Genomic DNA, 20,713 nt, shown 5'->3' with positions numbered 1-20,713 from the left:
TATCCTAGGCAATCCGGCCATCATAGTATCTTCTTTAGGCAGTATGATAGTAAAATTCCCTTACATCGGTAATGATGCCCAATATTATACGTTAGATCCGTGACTTTGCGTCCTTGCCTTTCAGCAAGTTTGCCTTTTCTTCAAAGTATTTCCTCACTATCTATCATACTATAACCTTTTGTTAATGTTTGTCACTTTTTGTACATTATTTTATTTTTTTCTATTTTTTTCAGAGTATAGTCCTAGTTAAATGATCAGATTAATAGATTTTTCATCCTTCAAAGCAGAAGACTGGTAAAGAGTGCCCATCTGTTTTTGCTTTTTTTGTGTGTTTACCTTATAGGAAACATTCACTCTTTCCTGTGTCATAGCATTAAAAAATGGCTGGTGGGTCAGAGCATTTCCACAAACCGGACAGAGCCAATCTCCTTGTTCACTGCTGCTGAAGGATGGACGCTGGCATTGATCACAATTTTTCTGATACATAAAGCACCTCATCTCCAGGGGATTCTTTTATCATCCTATTCATTCTGCAAACCATTCATGTTAAAACAAAAGGAATAATCCATAAACTATGCAATCCACAAACAGCTGTATACAAAATAACAGCAAACAGCGCCAGCCTTCTAATTCCTTTTCCATCCGGAACAGCGCCAGTGAAATTCAATCCATACAAAATCACCGAAAGGGCAACCTTTAGTACAAGAAACCAATGAGGTCCTGCCTCATAAATGGCATCCATTAAAGGGTTGGCTTCTGTGATGATGTTGTGGTGAAGGCCAAGATAGGTTACCGCACCGTCGAGTAAATTTAAAAGCGCAAGATAATACAGTATGACTTTCATCTAATCACCGTAATTTCTATAAAATTACCTAGATGATCCAGCTTCTTGGTTTGCCTTAAATGTCCATTTAAGCTCTAGGGCATCTCCTTGGTATATATTTTGATCCTGCCCATTATCAATAAATTTAAACTGGACTGTGAATTTAGTTGCGTTTCTTGCACCTGCTGGCATATTTTCCAAAACTTGAACTGGATTATTCGTTAAGTTGGCTAAGCTCTCTGTAAATATCACTTGTTCTCCGCCTGATACATTATATAAATATTGAACGATAATATGCTCACCAAAATCTTTCCCATTGTTATCGCCCTTTTTATCGTATACTTCGTATTCAGACTGCAGAAGAATATCTTTTATGTTTAATGAACCCGCATTTTTCAATTCAAAAGCACGAAATGCATAATCACCTGGTTTGAGATTATCAATTTTGATAATATTTTCTTTGTTAATCTCTAAATCTAATGTACCGGCAGCAAAAGAGCTCTCTGCAGTTTCCTGATCGCTAAAGTAAGCAAATGTTCCTCCTGCAACCAGGCTAAATCCTAATGCAGATGATAAGACACCAGCAGCTAGTTTCTTTTTTATATTCAAGTCTCTTTCCCCCTTATCATTTCGCGTCTAACCTGCATTGCGAATTTTTCTAATATAAATAAGTAAAAGGAAACCTCCCCCAATAGTTGCAATCAGACCTGCTATGAGTATGTTGTAATGATTCGTTGCCGTATTTGGAAGTGTATTTACCACTTCTGGACTTACAACAATATCTTGCGCCGGTTGTTCATCTTCAGGTACTGTTGGATTTGGATTGTTAACTGGATCGGCAGGATTTGGGTTCGTTGGATTTGGATTTTCGCCTGGATCAGTCAGATCTGGGTTCTCTCCAGGGTTCGTTGGATCTGGATTTTCTCCCGGATCAGTTGGGGCTGGATCCTCTCCTGGATCGGTTGGATCTGGGTCTTCTCCTGGATCAGTCGGATCTGGATCCTCTCCTGGGTCGGTTGGATCTGGGTCCTCTCCTGGATCAGTCGGATCTGGATCTTCTCCTGGATCAGTCGGATCTGGGTCCTCTCCTGGGTCGGTTGGATCTGGGTCTTCTCCTGGATCAGTTGGGGTTGAATCTCCAATTCTCTCTGCTAAAAAGATAATTTCAACTTCAGCTGAGCTGCCTTGAAAACTGTTTCCTAACGTTTCGGGCACTTTTACTTGAAGGAATAATGTTTCTTCTGATCCCTTTGTCAGTTCCCTTGGAGAAAAGCCCGTAAAATCTTTCAGCTTTCCATCATATAAAAGATCATTTTCCTTTTTCACCATGAACTCCAGCTCTTCCAATAAACCCTTTACAGACTTTTTATCTCCAATTCTAGCGATATACTTAAAGTCCATTAAGCCATTATTCTTTACAGTAATATTTCGCGGCATCCAATCTCCAGGTTTTAAATTGTCAACTTGAAAAAGATATCCATGAGGATTAGTCTGAATATCAACCTCTCGATCTTCTGCATGAACAGGAAGCCCGCCAATGCCCAATGAAAGCACAAATATAAATAGGATGAAAACGATCTTTGGTTTTGCCAGCAAACCTTGATTATTCATGGCATTACCTCACTCATTTGATTTGACAAAAGGCGGGAATAAATTCCCGCCTTTTTGTGTTGCTATTATCTTCTTTCGCCTTCAGTTTGCTTAGCATCAAAAGTCCATTTAAGTTCTAAAGAATCTCCTTGGAACTCATTTTGATCAGCATCATTGTCAACGAATTCAAATTGAACATACATATTGTCTGAAGTTCCAGCAGCTAAACCACTTCGTTCTCCGAAGAATGACCAAATCTTCTTCTGCACTGCATCCGGTGCAGTACCTTTTAAGTCATGGAGAGTTGTCGAATAAATAATATCATTAGGTGTGAAAAGACCGCTCTTATCCTCATTTTCTAAAAAGTTCACTCGAATATGCTTTCCAAAATCATCAGTATTGTCACCTTCAACATCTGTCACTGTGTAATCTGTAGAAAGAATTACTTCTGAGATATCTAGTGAACCATTATTTTGAAGTTCAAATGTACGATTCATCCAATCACCAGGCTTAATATTAGTAACATCAATGATGGTTGTAGGATCAACACCTAAATCCAATGTCCCAGCAGCAAATGTACTTTTAGTTTCTTCTACATCATTAAAGTATGCAAACGTCCCCCCGCCAACTAATGACATTCCAAGTGCAGCTGATGCAATACCTAAACCTAATTTTTTCTTAATGCTCATTTCTAATTTCCTCCCTGACCCTTTTTGGGTATGTAATATTTTGTTTTATATTGACTCTTGTAATATCAAGAGGTTCAACCAATTGTATTAAGCTGTTTTTTCTGTTGTTTCTTCTTCTTTTTTTGCTTTTGGCTCTAATTCTCTTAAGCCTTGATATATGCTGAATGCTGCATAAGCAAGCAAGAGAACTCCAGGACCAATGAGTAAGATTGCACTTCCTTCTTTCGATTGTGCAAAGTCTATAAAGTAACCTACAAAAGGAATCGTAAAACCGGAGTAAACGGCCCTGATATTGTCTGATAAGACAGATTCCAAATCTGCAGTCTGGTTGTTATCCCCTTTTGTTTCATACATAACCTGGTCGCCGCTTTCAGTGACTCCGATAATTCTGTGTGTGACTAAAATTTCATCACTAGTTACATACGTGATGACATCATCCTTCTTAAGCTTTTTTGCTTGTTCAGCATCTACAGGTTTGACTGCTATAATAGAACCTGTTTGAAATGTTGGTTCCATAGAGCCTGATAGTACTGATTTCAGCTGATATCCAAAGGCCTGTGGTTCCCCTCCTGATGCTTTGGAGGAGATCACGAGAAATGCCATTAGTATTAAGTTCACAAACAATACTCCTGTGATCACATTGCTAATTATTTTTTTAGCTTTTTTCATCTAATCACCAGCCTGTTCTATTGTTTTTTCAGAATTTTGTTCACTCGGTGGTTCTTCCACTGGTGGCTGAACTGGTTCGCTTGGCTGCTTTGTTTCCTGCTCGATGGTTTCATCTGCAGGAGGCGGGATCTCTTTCCCTTCCCCTTTACCGCCCTTATCTGCTGGAGGTGCCGGAGGTTCGGATTGTTTAGGATCTTCTTTGTTCGCCGGCGGTTCAGACTGCTCAGGATCTTGACTGTTTTCCTGCTCATCTTTCCCCTGTTCAGCTGGCGGCTCTTTACCTTTTTCATCAATCACTTCTTTAGGTTCTTCTTCTTGCTCTTCTATCGTTATTTCTAATATCTCTGATAAACTATCTTCTGACCCAGAGGCAGATATTCTAAATTGATAGCTACCGCTTTCACTGGCTTCAAAGGAAATGGTGGTTGCTCCACCTTCACTTAATACGTCAATTGAACCTTCGTACACGGCTTCATTCTCTTTTAAAATTTGATATGAACCAGGTGATTCCATTGCAGCTCCAGTGTTTTCAACTTTAGCGTAAATGCCTTTCCCATCATCAGAGTAACCTGTTTCAGTAACTTTCAATGAAGGAAGCCATATTCCGGCACTGATTTGGCCGTTTACCTTGCTGGCATCAGTAAAATATGCATTTGTATTTCCTGTTAGATAGGCTGCCATTCCGAAAAACAAATACCAAATTGCAGTTATTTTTATTCCATTGATTAACTTCTTGTTTTTCTTTTTGAACTTTCTCAAGCGTTTCTTTCTTATTGGAATCCCCCCCAACAGGAAATTGTTCATTATTTGCTCTATCTTCCGTTCGTTTTATCGAACCTACAAACTGAGTATATTTCAATTTTACTAGTTTGAAAAATACTAAAAATCGCCAAATTTTCGTTTTAACGAACGTTTTTCCTGCGTTTTCTTACTTTATCTTCAGTTTTCTCATTATTTCGTATTTTTTACAGAACAATTTGTTCGTTATAATGAATATGTTAATTTGTTTTTTAAATATAAATTTCCTCTGGTTTCTTACAGATATAAAAACGTGCTGATAAGCTTATCTATGAAAAAGGAGTCATTTATGATCGGAATAAAGGTGAAATATTTAAGAGGAAAAAAGGGATATTCTTTAAATGAGTTAGCGGAACTCGCAGGAGTGTCAAAATCGTATTTAAGCTATATTGAGCGGGGCATTCAGAAAAATCCTTCTCTGCAAATTCTAGAACGTCTGGCGGACACGCTTGATACCACTGTTGAAGACTTATTAGATAAGGAAAAAGATTTATCTAATCTGGATGAAGAATGGATTCTTTTAATTAAAGAAGCTATTGAAAATGGAATTACAAAAGATGATTTTGCTTATTACCTATCTTTTATGAAGTTCAAGAACTCGCAAAAGGAGGAGTTGGAGTGAAGGGCGGTTCCATTCTGTTGCTCGTTAGTGCCAGTATTCTGATGATTGTGGGAGGAGGATTATTATATAAAGGAATTTCTGCAATTGCAGAAACTGAGGCAAAAACAGCAGAATCTCTTGAGCAGGCGTATCAGAATATCGGAAAGAGTTCGGAGAGTGACTTTTCTTCTGTTTCTGAACAAACGCCAATCGAGATTCCTTCTTTTCAAATTGGGGAATCAATCGGAATTCTTCAGCTTCCAACCATCGATGGTGAACTTCCTATTATAGAAGGAACAGATGAGGATGAGCTTGAAAAAGGCGTGGGTCACTTTAGCAGCACCGTTTTACCTGGGCAGGCTGATCAAATACTGCTTTCCGGCCACCGTGATACCGTGTTTCGCCGGCTTGGTGATGTGCAGATTGGAGACCTTGTTCATGTGACTATGCCTTATGGGGAGTTTACTTACAAAATTAAGAAAAGTTATATCGTGGACGCAGATGACACAACTGTTATACGCTCTACAGCTCCAGAGGAACTATTAACGATTTCTACTTGTTATCCATTCACCTTTATTGGCGATGCGCCTTATCGGTATATTCTGGAGGCAGAATTAGTTGAAATAACTCAAGTGTAACTTGCACGGAATGCTTGCCGTGTCTTTTGTGTTTAAGCTCGCAAAATTTCTTCAGATCTATGCGTGTTGAAGGGAAAAAGTGTCTTTTTCCGGCTTTTTTACGCTGCAATTATTCAAAATAAGTCTATTTATCCGCCAAAAACACCGTTTTATCCGCTAAACGCCAGCTGCAACCTCAAACCTTATTCCTCAGCCCCCAAACAAAAAACCGCCATCAAGTCCAAACGACTCAATGGCGATCCCTAACCGATCTTACTTTTGAAGTTTTACAGCAATTCCAGCTCCAACAACAGCATTATGCTTTACTAATGCAATATTAGCTGTCAGGCTTGTCCCTTCTGTCAGCTCTTTTACTTTTCCAAGAAGGAATGGTGTTACGTTTTTACCTGCAATATTGTTTTCTTTTGCTTCTTTTAAAGCCGTTTCGATTACGTTTGTAATGAACGCCTCTTCTAGTGCGTGCTCTTCAGGAATTGGGTTTGCGATTACAACGCCCCCGTTTAAGCCTAGTTCCCATTTCGTGCGGATTAGGTCAGCTGCTGTGCTTGCATCATCCACTCGGAAATTGACATCAAATTCGCTTGAACGTGTGTAGAATGCAGGCAATTTGTCTGTTTCGTATCCAACTACTGGAACGCCGTTTGTTTCTAAGTATTCCATTGTTAGCCCGATGTCTAAAATAGATTTAGCTCCTGCACAAACTACCGCAACATTTGTTTTAGCAAGCTCCTGCAGGTCAGCAGATATATCCATTGTTGTTTCTGCTTCACGGTGAACTCCGCCAATTCCGCCTGTTACGAACACTTCAATGCCAGCAAGCTCCGCACAAATCATTGTCGCAGCTACTGTAGTTGCACCATTTTTCTTTGTAGCGATGAGATACGGCAGATCTCTTCGGCTTGCTTTTTCGATGTCGTTGCTTGTTGCCAAAAATTCTAGTTCTTCGTCTGAAATACCGATCTTAATTTTTCCATCTAAAATGGCAATTGTTGCTGGTACAGCTCCGCCTTGGCGGATAATGTCCTCAACTTCTTTTGCTGTTTCTACGTTTTGCGGATATGGCATGCCGTGAGAGATAATTGTAGATTCTAATGCAACAATTGCTTTTCCCGCTTTTTTTGCTTCAAGTACTTCTGCTGAGTAATCCAAGTATTTTTCTAGCATAGTGTATGATGCTCCTTAGTTAAAATTTTGTTTAAATGTATCTTGCAGTCGTGAATGATTCAATTCAGGATTTACCGTTTCTTGTGATTGCAGTGTCAGCATGGAGCAGGCAATTCCGATCTTGCATGCATTCTCCGTATTTAACCCTTTTAAATCAGCAAACATAATGCCTGCCACCAATGAATCACCAGCTCCTGTTACATCGGCCACTTTTACGTGAGGCGGCAGCAGGACTCCAGCATCACCTTCATTTGTAAAAAAGATTAGCCCTTTATCTCCACGCGTGATGACCACTTTTTCAACGCCCTTTTTAATCAGCATCTCAGCTGATTTAAAAAAGTCGCCTTCATTCTCAATCTTCATTCCAGATAAAGCTTCTGCCTCATCTTTATTGGCAATCAGCCATGTTACTCCCTTTAAGTTTGCCGGCAGTTTTTTCACTTTTGGAGCCGAAACAGGAGTAATGCAAAGACGAATTTCTTTTTCCTCACAGCGTCTGATAATTTTCTCTAATACCTCTTTTGAAAAATTCGTATCAAGGATGACCATTTCGGCAGATGCAAAGTAGCCCCATCTTTTATCAATAAAATCATAATTAATTTCATCGTAAATAGACATATCGGCCAGAGCAATACTCATTTCTCCTCTTTCATCCAAAACAGCTGTATACGTCCCTGTAGTGCGATCTGTGAAAACATGTGATGGGGTGATATCTACGAAACTTTTGGATGAATCCAATAGCCAACTTCCTTCATGATCGCCGCCTACCACTGTCAGCAAGGAGACGTCAGAGCCTAATCTGCCCAGGTTTTCAGCGATATTTCTAGCTACCCCGCCGCATGACTGTGCACTTTCTGCCGGATTGGATGTGCCGTATTGCAGATTTTCAATTACTTGTATTTTTCTGTCCACATTGGCTCCGCCGACACAAAGAATATTTCTTTTCTCTGGCAGGACATATGCTCTCCCCAGCAGTTTCCCCTGCTTCACTAAAGAAGAGATATAACCGGCTGCAGCTGAACGCGATAACCCAGTCTTCTCGGCAATTTCATTTTGAGTCATAAATGGATCTTCTTTTATAAGCTGTAAAATAAGAGATTCTTTTTCATTCATGATTTCACCTCCAACACTTATAAACTTTTGTCTTAATTATAAACATATGTCTAGTATTAGTGCAAGCCAAATCTCTATAGACATTTGTGAACAATATGTGTATAGTTACCTAGGTAACTATTTTTATAAAGGGTGAATAGGTTGGATAACAGCAGTGAATTTTTTCATGGCATAAATCAATTTTCACGTCATTTCTCAAAGCTTCTAAACGAAAAGCTAGTTCCTCTCGGTCTGTATTCTTCCCAGTGGAGTATTATTTATCTCCTGCACACAAAAGGACCCCAAACACAAAAAGAAATTGCAGCTTATTTAGCTATTGAGGCTCCGTCTATTACAAGAGCTGTGGCACGATTAGAAAAGGCTGGATTTATTGAAAAAACACAAGGAAGTGATAAACGCGAAAAAAGAATCACGCTTTCAGCTGAGGCGGTTGATAAATTTCCTATCTGGCTGGAGGAGATTAAATCCTGCGAGAAACAGGTCCTATCTCATTTAAATGAAGATGAGTTTCTAACCGTACTGAACATCATCCATAAAATGAACAGTACTTTACTATAAAGAAGGAGGAAATCATGAAAAAACCATTATGGACAAAAGATTTTTTAGGTATTTCATTTATTAGTTTTTTTCTATTTATCGGATTTTATATATTGCTGACAGCACTGCCGCTTTATGTGTTAGATGACTTGCACGGAACAGAGGCAGATGTTGGGCTGGTGACAGCCTGTTTTTTAATTTCTGCTGTACTCTGCAGACCATTCACTGGGAAATGGATTAATGGGATCGGCCGCAAAAAGCTGTTATTGATATCTTTATGTATTTTCTTTATTAGTTCTTTTCTATACTTATTAGCTGATTCCATTCCATTCTTGCTGGCACTCCGCTTCATTCATGGCATTGGCTTTGGCGTAGCGACAACAGCTACAGGGACTATTGTTGCAGACGTAATTCCAGATGAACGAAAAGGCGAAGGACTTGGCTATTATGCATTGTTTATGAATATTGCCATGGTTGCAGGTCCATTCACCGGATTGACCATTATTCGTTCTTTCTCATTTGACGCTCTTTTCATCCTTTGTGCGATTTTAGCTCTGTTTGGTTTATTACTTTCATTGATTGTTAAAGTGCCAGAGAGAAAACCGCTTCAAAAGGTACAAGAGAAATTATCCTTTGCCAGCTTTTTTGAAGCATCAGCGATTCCCGTTGCTATTGTAGGGGGGATTCTTGCTTTTGCTTACTCAGGTATTCTTTCTTTCATTTCGGTTTATGCAACGGAATTAGGTTTACTCAAAGCGGCGAGCTTCTTTTTTGTAGTATTTGCTGCGTTTATTATCCTTTCCCGTCCATTTACGGGAAAATGGTTTGATTTATATGGCTCACATAAAATTATTTATCCTGCTATTATCATTTTTGCAGTCGGAATGTTTGTTTTAAGTCAGGCATCAGGCGCATTTGTCTTTTTATTAGCAGGCGGATTAATTGGCCTTGGTTTCGGTACTCTTTCTCCAAGCCTGCAAACCATGGCGATTAATCGGGCAGCTCCTGAAAAAAGAGGCTTAGCAACCTCCACTTTCTTCACGTTTTTTGATTCAGGCTTTGGCATAAGCTCTTATGCATTGGGTGTTGTTGCAGCTTATATGAGCATTGGCAGTTTGTACAGTATTCTTTCGATCGTTATTCTGCTGACGGTTATTCCTTATTATTTTCTATGTCATTATCAGGGTGGCCGGGGAACACAGCAGACCGATTTGTCTGCATAGGGTGATCTTTGCACCTAGGAACATCTTTCCGATCCGAAATGATTATTAAACTATTTCTATAACATGTTTAAAACTGCCTATTTTATGGCATCCTTTATAAATTTTCTACTCATTCCCTGATACCACTTGCTATAACTTATATAAAAAAGCTGAACCTTTTGCGGTTCAGCTTTCTGTTCTAGGCAAGATTAAAATTTCAACTCTTCGGTTTTTAGCGCGGCCGTCTGCTGTGTCGTTTGCTGCAGATGGCTGGAATTCCCCAAAGCCTTTGGCACTAAATTTGCCAGGATCGAGTTTGTCGTTTTCTAAAATTAGTTTCATAAAGTTAACGGCACGCATAACGCTTAGTTCCCAGTTTGATGAAAATCGAGCATTGCTAATAGGGACATTATCCGTATGGCCGCTAATCATAATGTTTCTCGGCGGATCCATGACGAGCAGATCAGATATTTCTCCAGCGACATCATAATCTTCTCTTCTGACGTCCGCACTTCCCGATTGAAACAAAACATTATCCCGAATCGTGACAAGCAGCCCTTCAGTTGTTAAGGATGTTTCCAGTTTATCCGTTAAATCATTGTTCGTAATATATGAATTCACTTTTTCCTGAAGAGAAGATAATTCTTCTTGGTCAGCTTGTTTTCTCAGCTCTTCATTCGCAAGCTGTTCAAGAGCTGCTTGTGCCTCTTGATCCTGCGGCTGTTCCTGCTCTTGTCCGCTTTCCGGCAGATTATCTTTGCTTACATCAGTGGCTTCCCTTGACCCTTCAGGTATCGGGCTTGGAAATTCCATAACCCCTGTACCGCCAGTAAACACATCATTAAACGATTTTGAAAGCTTTTGAAACTTTTCAGCATCAACAGAGCTCATTGCAAATAAAACGATAAACAGCGCAACAAGCAATGTTAATAAATCGGCATAAGGCAATAGCCAAGATTCATCTACATGTTCTTCATGATGCTCTTTCTTTTTTCTTTTACTCATTTGCAGTCACACTGCCTTCATCGAGGATTCTTTTCCTCTCGCCAGCAGGAAGATAGGAAGCAAGCTTTTGCTCAATAACACGTGGAGCTTCTCCCTCCAGGATAGATAAAATCCCTTCAATCATCATATATTTTTGCTTTGCTTCAAGCTTTGATTTGCGTTTTAACTTGTTTGCGAATGGGTGCCATAATACATACCCTGTGAAAATCCCCAGAAGTGTAGCAACAAAGGCAGCACTAATTGCGTGGCCTAATGAATCTGTATCACTCATATTACCAAGTGCCGCGATTAAGCCGATAACTGCTCCAAGCACCCCTAGTGTTGGTGCATATGTTCCAGCTTGTGTAAAGATTTGCGCACCTGCCTGATGTCTTTCCTCCATTGCTTCTACTTCTTCACTTAATACGTCACGGATATAGTCCGCACTTTGACCATCAACTGCTAAGGAAAGACCATTTTTTAAAAATGCATTATCCACTTCATTCGTTTTCGTCTCAAGCGCAAGCAAGCCTTCTTTTCTTGCCAGCTGAGCCCATTCAGAAAACATCTTGATTAATTCGGCTTGATCAATTGCTTTTTCTTCTTTAAAAATAACTCCGAATAGTTTAGGAACTTTTTTCACTTCACTCGTTGGAAATGCGATCGCTACCGAAGCGGCAGTTCCCAGAATAATAATTAATAAAGCTGCTGGATTGGCAAGAACGCCAGGGCTTACCCCTTTAAAAACCATCCCAATTCCAACTGCGACTAAGCCTAAAATTAACCCAATTATTGTTGTTTTATCCATATGTGCCACACCTATTCATTAGATTCTCTGTTAACATGACTTTCAACCTAGTAAACTACCATTATAAGTGATTACTCCAGTCATACTCCCTATACTATCTATTTCGACATTTTTCTATCTTCCTTTAGTAAATTAGTGCATGTTATAGAAATTAATTTATCTAAGTGATGGCATTAAGCAGAGAATTCATATGCGGGTTAGTAAGAAATGGTGAAGAGGGTTAATTAAGGAGATAGGTGACAATATGTTTTGCATACTGCCACCCAATTCAGAAAGGGTTATCCGCGCGCTTCCCTACAGCAATTTATTCTGAATTTTATTCTCATAGCTTTTAAACACAGCTGAGTTTGTGTTGGCTTTTCTTTTGGAAAGAATGCGGTTATAGTGAAGCAGTTTTTCGTTGACCTTTTTTTGCAATTCCTTTTTTTCTTGGGGATCGTCGCAAAGTTTTATTAAATCTTCTATTGATTTTATTTCATTTTTCAAGTCGTTTTCTTCAGGGGTGTATCCTGCGTTTTTGAGGATGCGATAAGCCATGCGCATGCTTTCAGGCACTGCTGCTAAATCATCCTTTGGCAATGGCTTTCCATAGCCTGGCAGGTTTTCGAATTCTCCGTCTTTGTATGCTTTTTTGATTTTCTCTTCTGCAATAATGGAAAATAAGTCGATTGTCCTTCCCTCCCATTTAAGAATCTTTATTTTTATTATACCCAATTATTGTAATAGCACTTATATATTTATCTGTACATAGTGATGCCTCTCTAGGAAAGAATATGATATGAAGCTGATAAATGGAAAGGAGCCAAACAATGGGTCGCGGTGAACATTTCAATCACAAAAATAAACATCATCCAGGAGATCTTCCTGCCAGCGCAGAGCAAGTAGAGCGCCATACAACTGAAGCACAAGAGGATGAAGAATTTATTGTTGTCCAGGAGGCTTTTAAAAATCGCTTTGAAGAAGATGAAGCGAAAGAGCTGGAAAGCCGTGCTAAGCAATAATAGTAGCAAGCCTGCAGTGGATATGAACCTGCAGGCTTCTTAATAAAACTATTTATAATGCCACCTCTGTATGATTATTCTTTAGCCATGCTGCACAGGCGTCCATATCATGTGCAAAAACCCGATCTTTTGTAATAGATGGAACGATATCTCGCGCCAATTGATAATAATCTCTTGTTTTTTTTGCCATCTTTTCAATCCCTTTGAATTCAGCAGCTTGAAGTGCACAAATCAGTTCAATGGCGAGCACCTTATTTGTGTTTTGAATGATTTGATACGCATGCCTTGATCCGATTGTCCCCATGCTCACATGATCTTCTTGGTTAGCTGAAGATGGAATTGAATCCACGCTTGCCGGATGTGCCAGTGTTTTGTTTTCGGAGACAAGTGAGGCCGCACAATATTGCAGAATCATCGCTCCAGACTGCAATCCAGGCTCAGGGCTTAGAAAAGCCGGCAGATCATTAAGCTGCGGATTGACAAGTCTTTCAATTCTTCTCTCAGAAATATTAGCAAGCTCTGCAACAGCAATCTTCATAAAATCCATTGCAAAGGCAATTGGCTGTCCGTGAAAATTACCTCCTGAAATCACCTTCATGCCATCATCAAAGATAAGCGGATTATCTGTGGCAGCATTCATTTCGATTTCCAATTTTTCTTTTACATAATCAAGGGCCTGCCACGAAGCTCCGTGTACTTGTGGAATACAGCGAATCGAATACGCATCCTGCACCCTGATTTCTCCTTGTCTGGATATCAGCTTACTCCCTTCTAAATGCTCTCTCATTCTTCTCGCTACATCTGTCTGCTGGTGGTATCCTCTTGCCATATGAACATTTTCATCAAATGCATCAATAATGCCATTTAACCCTTCCATCGTGATCGCTGCAATGATTTCAGACTGCAGCGCCAATCTTTCCGCTTCCAAGTATCCGATGACTCCCATCGCAGTCATCGCCTGTGTTCCATTAATAAGAGCCAGCCCTTCCTTTGCCTCTAACACAAGTGGGCTTATGCCTTCTTCCATTAAAGCGAGGGACGATGCCTTTCGTGTTCCTTTATGATATACCTCACCTTCTCCAATTAGAGCAAGAGCGAGATGCGACAGAGGTGCCAAGTCTCCGCTTGCACCAAGTGAGCCTTGCTGCGGAACAACAGGGTGAACGCCATGGTTCAGTAGTTTCAGAAGAGTATCAATCACCACCGGCCGTACCCCGGAAAATCCTTTTAATAATGCATTTGCCCGCAGTAGAAGCATCGCTCTTGAGACGGATTCAGGAAAAGGATCGCCTGTCCCGCAGGCATGTGAGCGGATTAAATTCAGCTGCAGTTCCTTTACATCACCTTGATGGATCAGCACATCACTAAATTTGCCAAAGCCTGTATTAATCCCATATACAACTCTTTGCTCTTCAACAATTTTTGTTACGGCATCATGGCTTCTTGCAGCTTCCGCCAAACTGGCTGGTGAAGCTGCAGCTCTTTCTCCTTCAAATATAATCTTCGCTGCCTCTTTCAAGGTTAATGAATGTCCTGTTAAAATAACCATTTTATTCCTCCTCATTATATTAGCAGAGTAAAGAAAAAGGCTGTATCTCAAACGAATGTTTGAAATACAGCCTTTTTTGCTTGTATATTTACGTTCTGCATATGATTCATCATCAACAGTCCCATAGCTATAAATTTTCTGAATATACACTTATATTATCGAAGCTACAGCTGGTCTGTCAATTTATTTTTCCATATTTTAGTGTATCAGCGAATTATCAGAGTAAAGGATTTTAGTCGTCAAACTTAATTCCTTTTAATAAGTCAGCAAACGCGTTGTTGATTGGTTCTGTCTCTTTTTGCTGCTGTTTTAAATATTTTTGTACAGTGCGCTTATCCGCTTTTCCTCCTGATTCTTTTTTCCGTCTTTCTTCAAAGGAGGAGAGTTTTTCACGATAGCCGCATTTACAGGCAAAAATCTGCCCTTTCCCTTCGCCGCGAAGTTCCATTTTCTTTTTACATTGCGGACAGCGGGCATTCGTAATTCTTGAGACATTTTTTCGATGTCCGCATTCACGGTCCTGGCATACGAGCATTTTGCCTTTCTTGCCATTCACTTCAAGCATTGGCTTGCCGCAATCTGGACAGGATTTTGTCGAGATATTATCATGCTTGTATTTTTTCGTGCTGTTTTTAATATCCGTCACAATTTCTTTCGTATGCTTTTTCATCTCATTAATAAATACATCTTTTTTCAGCTTGCCTTTAGCAATCAGTTCCAGCTTTTGCTCCCACTGTGCGGTTGTAGACGGTGACTTTAATTCTTCTGGTACAAGGTCAAGCAGCTGACGTCCTTTTGATGTAATAAAAATATCTTTTCCGCCCCGCTTTTCAATTAAAAAAGAGTTAAAAAGCTTATCAATAATATCCGCACGCGTTGCAACCGTTCCAAGTCCTCCTGTTGATTTCAACGTATCTGCTAACTTTTTATCGTTGGTTTCCATATACTTCGCCGGGTTTTCCATTGCTGATAGCAATGTTGCTTCTGTAAAGCGCGCTGGCGGTTTCGTTTGCCCAGAAGTTAGTGAAATCAATTTTGTTTTAAGGACATCCCCTTTTTCAATTCTCGGTAAGAGTTGTTCTTTAACATCATCTGTTCCTTCATCATCATCAAACCGATTTTCATATACTTCTTTCCAGCCTGCCTCTAACACTGTTTTTCCTTTGGCAATAAATTTCTCAGTACCGATTTTCACCTGCAATGTTAGTTGCTCATACTCATGCGCCGGGAAAAGAACAGCCAAAAACCTTTTTACAACGAGGTCATATATTTTTCTTTCTTTATCTGTAAACGCCGAAAAATTCACATAGCCTTCTGTTGGAATAATGGCATGGTGATCACTCACTCTGCTGTCATCTACGAACGCTTTTGTTGCTTTAATCGGTTTTTTCAGCACTTTGTTTGCAAGCGGACGATATTCTCCTACACCGCATGCCTTTAACCTTTCAGGAAGGGTGCTGACAATATCGGAAGAAAGATAGCGTGAATCTGTTCTTGGGTATGTTAATACTTTGTGCTGTTCATATAGCTTCTGCATGATATTAAGTGTTTCTTTTGCAGAGTAGCCAAAAATTTTATTAGCATCACGCTGCAATTCGGTTAGGTCGTATAATGCTGGAGCAAATGTTTTTTTCGCTTTTCGGTCAATGGAACCTACTTCAGCATCCTTATGCCCGAGCGATTTCACAATCGATTCCATTTTCTCTTTATCAAAGCTGCGGCTATTGCCGTTAGAATCCTGCCATGTTAACACAAGGCCATCTGTTGACGCTTCAATTCCGTAAAAGGCCTGCGGTTTAAAGTTCTTGATCTCATCTTCTCTCGATGCAACAATCGCAACAGTTGGTGTTTGCACACGACCGGTGTTTAGCTGCGCATTAAATTTAGTCGTTAATGCACGTGTTGCATTTAAGCCGATATACCAGTCCGCTTCCGAGCGTGCGACGGCAGCTGCATATAGATTGTCATATGCTCTTCCTGGTTTTAAATTGTTGAAACCTTCTCTGATCGCTTTATCCGTAACAGAGGAGATCCATAAACGTTTGAATGGCTTATTAATTTTTGCCTTATCAATGATCCAGCGTGCCACTAACTCGCCTTCTCTTCCAGCATCTGTTGCCACGATAATTTCTTTTACATCACTGCGGTTCAATTGTGTTTTCACTGCATTAAATTGTTTGCCTGTCTGCTTGATGACCACTAATTTCAGACGATCTGGGAGCATCGGCAAGTCTTCAAGCTTCCATGATTTATATTTTTGATCGTAATTTTCCGGATCTGCTAATGTCACTAAATGCCCTAGCGCCCAAGTTACTATATATTTGTCGCCTTCTAAAAATCCGTTCCCCTTTTTCGTACATTTCAGTACATTGGCGATATCACGGGCAACGGAAGGTTTTTCAGCGATGACTACACTTTTTGCCATTTTTCCGAACTCCTTTACTAGCTGTGTAACGTCTAATATACCATACATTGCATGAAAAGTTATTATGTCCACCTCTACCCATACGTACTGTTCTTGTTGACCTTAGAATCACTAGAAGGTTTATACTGACGTTATCGAATGAATAATAAAGGAAAGTTGGATATACATGATCAGAACAATAAAAGCAGAAGATTCTATGGAGATTGCAGTTTTATTATGGGAGATATTCGAGGATATGGAATTGCCCTTATTACAGGAAATTCCCCAATTAAAATTAATGGAGATGGTCGCAGAAGCAGCAAAAGATCCTAGCTACCGTTATGGTGTGAATAGAGGGTTAGTTTATGAACACAATGGGGAGATTGCCGGTGCTATTTTTGGCTATCCTGCATTGGAAGAGCTGAGCATTGATGAACCTTTTAGAAAAGTGCTGCAAAAACACGGTTTTAATCCAGACAAAAGTTTGTTTATTGACCAAGAGGCACTTCCTAATGAATGGTACTTAGATTCCATCGTCGTTAATAAAGCATATAGAGGAATGGGGATTGGAACCCTCCTATTAAAAGCTATGTGTCAAACCGCGTCTGATGCAGGTTTTGAAAGAATAGGATTAAATGTAGATGTTGCAAATCCGAAGGCAAAGAAGTTATATTCTTCTATAGGATTTATAAAAGTGGCTGATATTACGTTAAGTGGCCATCACTATGAGCATCTCTGCAAACCGTTAGAAGCTCATGCAAAAGCTTAATTTACAAATCTAGTCTGGAGCAGCAATCATGAAGTGGAAAATAAACGAAATAGCCCGCCTGTATGATATCAGTTCACATACATTGCGCTATTATGAAGAAATTAATCTGGTCGTCCCCCATAGAGGGGAGAACAATTATCGCATCTATACCGAAGAACATCTGCAGAAATTAATATCATCCGCGATCTTAGAAAATTCAATATCCCTTTAGAGCAAATTAAAGATTATCTGGAGAATCGCACAGTTGATAAAACGTTAAACTTATTAAAAAAACAGCAGTCTTTTATTCAACAAGAAATCATCTTATTACAAGAACAGCAAAACCGCATTAACGAACGAATTAACTTGTTTACACATAGCACTGAAGTAAGTGAAGGTGAGTGCATTATACTTGAACAGCCAGATCGCTATGTTATTGCCAGTTCTGATAAGCAGATAGAAAGTGCCAATATCGACTTTGCCTTAAAAGAATTATATAAAGAATACGAAAAAAAACTTCCCCACTTAGATCAGTTCGTGTTTGGAAGCTTCCTGTATGCTCATTCTGATTCTGCCCTGCATCATAGTGTATTTTATTTTCTCGAACAGAATTCAGCTAATTATACAATGCTTATTCCAAAGGGACGATATGCAACAATTTGCTACAGAGGCAGCTATTCCAAAACACATACCTATCTTCTGAAGTTAACAGATTACTTAACCAAAAATCATTATGTACTGGATGGAGATTTTTTCGAAACCTATTTAATTGACTTTCACGAAACAAGCCTTGTTAACCAGTATGTGACCAGGATCGAAGTGAAGATAAAGTAAGCATACCTCCTATTTTTGTCACAGCCGTGCTTCCAAGAAGCTGATTAGCCTTCTTGGAAGTGCGGCTTAAGATGAACGACCTTCCCTTATTTAATAATCCATTGTTTCTTTAAACATAATACCTGCATATCGATAATTGATCGTTACAGTATTCAATGGTTCTTTGGAGTGAACGGTTATTCCATAAGAGAGTGTATCTTCATCCCTATTGTTTATTCTTTCCTGTATGCCTGAACCTGCAGGAAGAATTGTTTCATTCAAATCTGTAAACCTTTCACCATTCTCAATATCAAAAGTAATATAAAATGCTTCATCATCATTATTAGGAATTACTTGCATTTGGACGTTTTGGGGGTCCTTATCATTTATTAAAACACCTGTAGGCTGAAGATTGAAAAAACCCTTATTCCCCACTTCGATTAGATACATATCATTATCTGCTCCATGACTTAATGCACCGACATCTAATGGTGGATTAAACAGCAGATAGGCATAAAAGACAATCGCACCCACTATGGCACCGCTCGGTATGAGAAACCATTTTTTCTTCATAAAACCACCTCACCCCCGTTCAATTATGCTTAAAAAGAAAGACATGTTTCCAAAATGTCCTACTATAAATTTATACGAAAGGAAAGTGGAAAATGTTTCATAATGATGTCGACGTTATAATGTGCTTCTGCAAATATATATACCCAAATGATTAGGGTATATTGACTTTTTATCATCAATTGTTTGTATATATTATTTTCAATCCTGAGTGCAATGGAGCGGAGGACACTCGACTCCTGCGGGAAGTAGAGGAAAGGGTGAGACCCCGCAGGAGCGACAGCGAGGGCACTGAAAAAGTCCTTTTTAAAGCCAGTGAAACATTGTTTCGCTGGCTTTTTGTTTTATAATGAAAGTAATAATTATATTGCAGGTGAAATCCAATGATCTCCAACCAACAATCCTTTAGTTTCAGCCCATATTCACAAATATACGACCTTGTTGTTCCTCAAGACAATATGTTACGTAAAATCAACGATCTTGTGGACTTTAGCTTTATTCTTGAAGAATTAGAATCAAAGTATTGTTTAAATAACGGCCGGAATGCCGTTCATCCTATTCGTATGTTCAAATACCTCTTACTCAAATCAATCTTTAGTTTATCCGATGTCGATGTTGTTGAACGCTCAAAATATGATATGTCATTCAAATATTTTCTTGAAATGGCACCAGAAGAACCTGTCATTGATCCAAGTTCCCTAACGAAATTTCGTAAACAGCGACTACAAGACATGAATTTATTAGACATGCTTATAAACAAAAGTGTAGAAATTGCGCTAGAGAAAGAAATCATAAAAAGTAAAACGATTATTGTCGACTCCACTCACACAAAATCACGCTATAATCAAAAGTCAGTTAAAGAATTCCTACAGGAAAAATCAAAAAATGTACGGAAATCTGTTTATCAGATTGATGAATCGATGAAAGAGAAATTACCACCCAAAACGATTAGTAATAATGTGGAGGATGAAATCGTTTACTGCCAGGATCTCATAAAGGTCATTGAATCAGAGCCAAGAATTTCAGAAATACCTGCGGTAAAAGAGAAAATAAATGTTTTAAAAGAAGTCGTTGAAGATTGTACAGAACAATTGAGTTTTTCCATGGATCCTGATGCCAAAGTAGGACATAAATCTGAAGAATCCTCCTTTTTTGGTTATAAAACACATCTGGCAATGGCTGATGAACGGATTATTACGGCTGCGGTGATTACGACTGGAGAAAAAAGTGATGGAAAATACCTACAAGAATTAGTGGAGAAAAGCATAGAAACCGGAATGGAAATTAAAACGGTAATTGGAGATACGGCATATTCGGAGAAAGAAAATATTCGTTTTATGAAGAAAGAAGAGTTGGAGCTAGTTTCGAAACTGCATCCACTCGTAACACATGGTACCCGTAAAAAAGAAGACGAATTCACGTTTAATAAAGATGCGGGAATGTATGTGTGTAAGGCAGGCCATTTAGCGACCAAAAAGAAATTTGAGGAAAGAAAGGGCCAAGATCGAAACCAAAGAATGAAATATTTCTTTGATATCGAAAAATGTAAGGTTTGTCCATTCCAAGAAGGCTGTTATAAAAAAGGAGCGAAATCAAAAACATATTCAGTCACCATAAAATCAACCGAGCATAAAGACCAAGAGGCGTTCCAGAATACAGATGAATTTAAGGAGTTATCTAAAAGTCGATATAAGATTGAGGCTAAAAATAGTGAACTGAAGCATGGACACGAGTATGATACAGCGAAATCCTCGGGTTTATTTGGCATGCAAATTCAAGGGGCCACAACCATATTTGCAGTCAATCTAAAACGGATTTTAAAATTAATGAAGTGACTAAAGAGATAAGACAACCCAGAAATTAAGGTATTAAGACAGAAAAAGCCACTTTTCTATCTGATAAAAGACAGAAAATGGCTTTTTTGCTTTATAAAATTCATTATAGATTCCCACTGGGTTAAACAAGAAACATAAAATTATAAGAAAATCAGTGCCCTCAGCGACAGCGACGAG

The 20,713-nt window shown here is 39.1% G+C and carries 24 protein-coding genes and 1 riboswitch; of the genes, 9 read left to right on the top strand and 15 right to left on the bottom strand.

Annotation, left to right across the window (positions count from 1 at the left end):
* Positions 1 to 4: 4 nt before the first annotated feature.
* Positions 5 to 144, bottom strand: a riboswitch (cyclic di-GMP riboswitch).
* Between the two features lie 102 nt (positions 145 to 246).
* From J1899_RS04225 to J1899_RS04195, 7 genes are all read right to left on the bottom strand, one after another.
* Positions 247 to 486, bottom strand: a complete 240-nt coding sequence (locus J1899_RS04225) for a hypothetical protein (protein WP_214477814.1) — start codon at positions 484 to 486, stop codon at positions 247 to 249.
* 55 nt (positions 487 to 541) lie between these two features.
* Positions 542 to 844 (bottom strand): DUF5658 family protein, encoded by a 303-nt coding sequence (locus J1899_RS04220; RefSeq protein WP_214477813.1) that lies wholly within the window; start codon positions 842 to 844, stop codon positions 542 to 544.
* A gap of 24 nt (positions 845 to 868) precedes the next feature.
* Positions 869 to 1,432: a TasA family protein gene (locus J1899_RS04215; protein ID WP_214477812.1), complete on the bottom strand. Its 564-nt coding sequence runs from the start codon at positions 1,430 to 1,432 to the stop codon at positions 869 to 871.
* Positions 1,433 to 1,459: 27 nt separating this feature from the next.
* A complete protein-coding gene (locus J1899_RS04210) occupies positions 1,460 to 2,434 on the bottom strand; it encodes a TasA family protein (RefSeq protein WP_214477811.1) in 975 nt (324 codons plus the stop codon).
* 65 nt (positions 2,435 to 2,499) lie between these two features.
* Complete coding sequence (locus J1899_RS04205) at positions 2,500 to 3,102, bottom strand: CalY family protein (RefSeq protein ID WP_214477810.1); 603 nt, start codon at positions 3,100 to 3,102, stop codon at positions 2,500 to 2,502.
* Positions 3,103 to 3,189: 87 nt separating this feature from the next.
* Positions 3,190 to 3,771: a signal peptidase I SipW gene (sipW, locus tag J1899_RS04200; RefSeq protein WP_214477809.1), complete on the bottom strand. Its 582-nt coding sequence runs from the start codon at positions 3,769 to 3,771 to the stop codon at positions 3,190 to 3,192.
* Positions 3,772 to 4,530 (bottom strand): SipW-dependent-type signal peptide-containing protein, encoded by a 759-nt coding sequence (locus J1899_RS04195; protein ID WP_214477808.1) that lies wholly within the window; start codon positions 4,528 to 4,530, stop codon positions 3,772 to 3,774.
* Positions 4,531 to 4,858: 328 nt separating this feature from the next.
* Between J1899_RS04195 and J1899_RS04190 the strand changes: the two genes are divergently transcribed.
* Both J1899_RS04190 and J1899_RS04185 read left to right on the top strand, forming a co-directional pair.
* Positions 4,859 to 5,191: a helix-turn-helix domain-containing protein gene (locus tag J1899_RS04190; protein WP_214477807.1), complete on the top strand. Its 333-nt coding sequence runs from the start codon at positions 4,859 to 4,861 to the stop codon at positions 5,189 to 5,191.
* Positions 5,188 to 5,808 carry a class D sortase gene (locus tag J1899_RS04185; protein WP_246586579.1) on the top strand — a complete coding sequence of 207 codons (621 nt, stop codon included), beginning with the start codon at positions 5,188 to 5,190 and terminating at the stop codon, positions 5,806 to 5,808. Before J1899_RS04190 ends, J1899_RS04185 begins: the two co-directional genes overlap by 4 nt.
* 252 nt (positions 5,809 to 6,060) lie before the next feature.
* Here the strand turns inward: J1899_RS04185 and J1899_RS04180 are convergent, their stop codons facing one another.
* On the bottom strand, positions 6,061 to 6,972 hold the full coding sequence (locus tag J1899_RS04180; RefSeq protein WP_214477806.1) for a pseudouridine-5'-phosphate glycosidase: 912 nt from the start codon (positions 6,970 to 6,972) through the stop codon (positions 6,061 to 6,063).
* 15 nt (positions 6,973 to 6,987) lie between these two features.
* A complete protein-coding gene (locus tag J1899_RS04175) occupies positions 6,988 to 8,085 on the bottom strand; it encodes a carbohydrate kinase (protein ID WP_214477805.1) in 1,098 nt (365 codons plus the stop codon).
* A gap of 141 nt (positions 8,086 to 8,226) precedes the next feature.
* Between J1899_RS04175 and J1899_RS04170 the strand changes: the two genes are divergently transcribed.
* On the top strand, positions 8,227 to 8,643 hold the full coding sequence (locus J1899_RS04170) for a MarR family winged helix-turn-helix transcriptional regulator (protein ID WP_214477804.1): 417 nt from the start codon (positions 8,227 to 8,229) through the stop codon (positions 8,641 to 8,643).
* Between the two features lie 11 nt (positions 8,644 to 8,654).
* Positions 8,655 to 9,845 carry an MFS transporter gene (locus J1899_RS04165; protein ID WP_214478746.1) on the top strand — a complete coding sequence of 397 codons (1,191 nt, stop codon included), beginning with the start codon at positions 8,655 to 8,657 and terminating at the stop codon, positions 9,843 to 9,845.
* 165 nt (positions 9,846 to 10,010) lie between these two features.
* Here J1899_RS04165 and motB read toward each other — a convergent pair whose 3' ends face one another.
* From motB to J1899_RS04150, 3 genes are all read right to left on the bottom strand, one after another.
* The gene (gene motB, locus J1899_RS04160) at positions 10,011 to 10,829 is read right to left on the bottom strand and encodes a flagellar motor protein MotB (protein WP_214477803.1); all 819 of its coding nucleotides are present in this window, start codon (positions 10,827 to 10,829) and stop codon (positions 10,011 to 10,013) included.
* The gene (motA, locus tag J1899_RS04155) at positions 10,822 to 11,616 is read right to left on the bottom strand and encodes a flagellar motor stator protein MotA (protein WP_066449592.1); all 795 of its coding nucleotides are present in this window, start codon (positions 11,614 to 11,616) and stop codon (positions 10,822 to 10,824) included. The genes motB and motA overlap by 8 nt, the downstream gene beginning before the upstream one ends.
* Before the next feature lie 294 nt (positions 11,617 to 11,910).
* A complete protein-coding gene (locus tag J1899_RS04150; RefSeq protein WP_214478745.1) occupies positions 11,911 to 12,285 on the bottom strand; it encodes a DnaJ family domain-containing protein in 375 nt (124 codons plus the stop codon).
* Positions 12,286 to 12,425: 140 nt separating this feature from the next.
* On the opposite strand from J1899_RS04150, the gene J1899_RS04145 reads away from it, so the two are divergent.
* On the top strand, positions 12,426 to 12,617 hold the full coding sequence (locus tag J1899_RS04145; RefSeq protein WP_066449594.1) for a hypothetical protein: 192 nt from the start codon (positions 12,426 to 12,428) through the stop codon (positions 12,615 to 12,617).
* Positions 12,618 to 12,669: 52 nt separating this feature from the next.
* On the opposite strand, the gene hutH is transcribed toward J1899_RS04145, so the two are convergent.
* Positions 12,670 to 14,166, bottom strand: coding sequence for a histidine ammonia-lyase (gene hutH / locus J1899_RS04140; protein ID WP_214477802.1), 1,497 nt, complete (start codon positions 14,164 to 14,166; stop codon positions 12,670 to 12,672).
* 232 nt (positions 14,167 to 14,398) lie between these two features.
* Positions 14,399 to 16,591, bottom strand: a complete 2,193-nt coding sequence (locus tag J1899_RS04135; protein ID WP_214477801.1) for a DNA topoisomerase III — start codon at positions 16,589 to 16,591, stop codon at positions 14,399 to 14,401.
* Between the two features lie 166 nt (positions 16,592 to 16,757).
* Between J1899_RS04135 and J1899_RS04130 the strand changes: the two genes are divergently transcribed.
* The 3 genes from J1899_RS04130 to J1899_RS04120 all read left to right on the top strand — a co-directional run bounded on the left by J1899_RS04130 (position 16,758) and on the right by J1899_RS04120 (position 18,152).
* Entirely contained in the window at positions 16,758 to 17,339 is a 582-nt protein-coding gene (locus J1899_RS04130) for a GNAT family N-acetyltransferase (RefSeq protein WP_066449608.1), read from the top strand.
* A gap of 28 nt (positions 17,340 to 17,367) precedes the next feature.
* The gene (locus tag J1899_RS04125) at positions 17,368 to 17,550 is read left to right on the top strand and encodes a MerR family transcriptional regulator (RefSeq protein WP_214477800.1); all 183 of its coding nucleotides are present in this window, start codon (positions 17,368 to 17,370) and stop codon (positions 17,548 to 17,550) included.
* Between the two features lie 134 nt (positions 17,551 to 17,684).
* A complete protein-coding gene (locus J1899_RS04120; RefSeq protein ID WP_214477799.1) occupies positions 17,685 to 18,152 on the top strand; it encodes a GyrI-like domain-containing protein in 468 nt (155 codons plus the stop codon).
* Positions 18,153 to 18,242: 90 nt separating this feature from the next.
* Here the strand turns inward: J1899_RS04120 and J1899_RS04115 are convergent, their stop codons facing one another.
* Positions 18,243 to 18,704 (bottom strand): hypothetical protein, encoded by a 462-nt coding sequence (locus J1899_RS04115; RefSeq protein ID WP_214477798.1) that lies wholly within the window; start codon positions 18,702 to 18,704, stop codon positions 18,243 to 18,245.
* A gap of 380 nt (positions 18,705 to 19,084) precedes the next feature.
* Here J1899_RS04115 and J1899_RS04110 point away from each other — a divergent pair, with 380 nt between their 5' ends.
* Positions 19,085 to 20,536, top strand: coding sequence for an IS1182 family transposase (locus J1899_RS04110; protein ID WP_214475527.1), 1,452 nt, complete (start codon positions 19,085 to 19,087; stop codon positions 20,534 to 20,536).
* Positions 20,537 to 20,713: the final 177 nt, after the last annotated feature.

It is taken from the genome of Cytobacillus gottheilii, from assembly GCF_018582665.1.
Classification (GTDB): Bacteria; Bacillota; Bacilli; order Bacillales; family Cytobacillaceae; genus Cytobacillus; species Cytobacillus gottheilii.
This window is presented reverse-complemented; position numbering and strand designations above follow the sequence as displayed.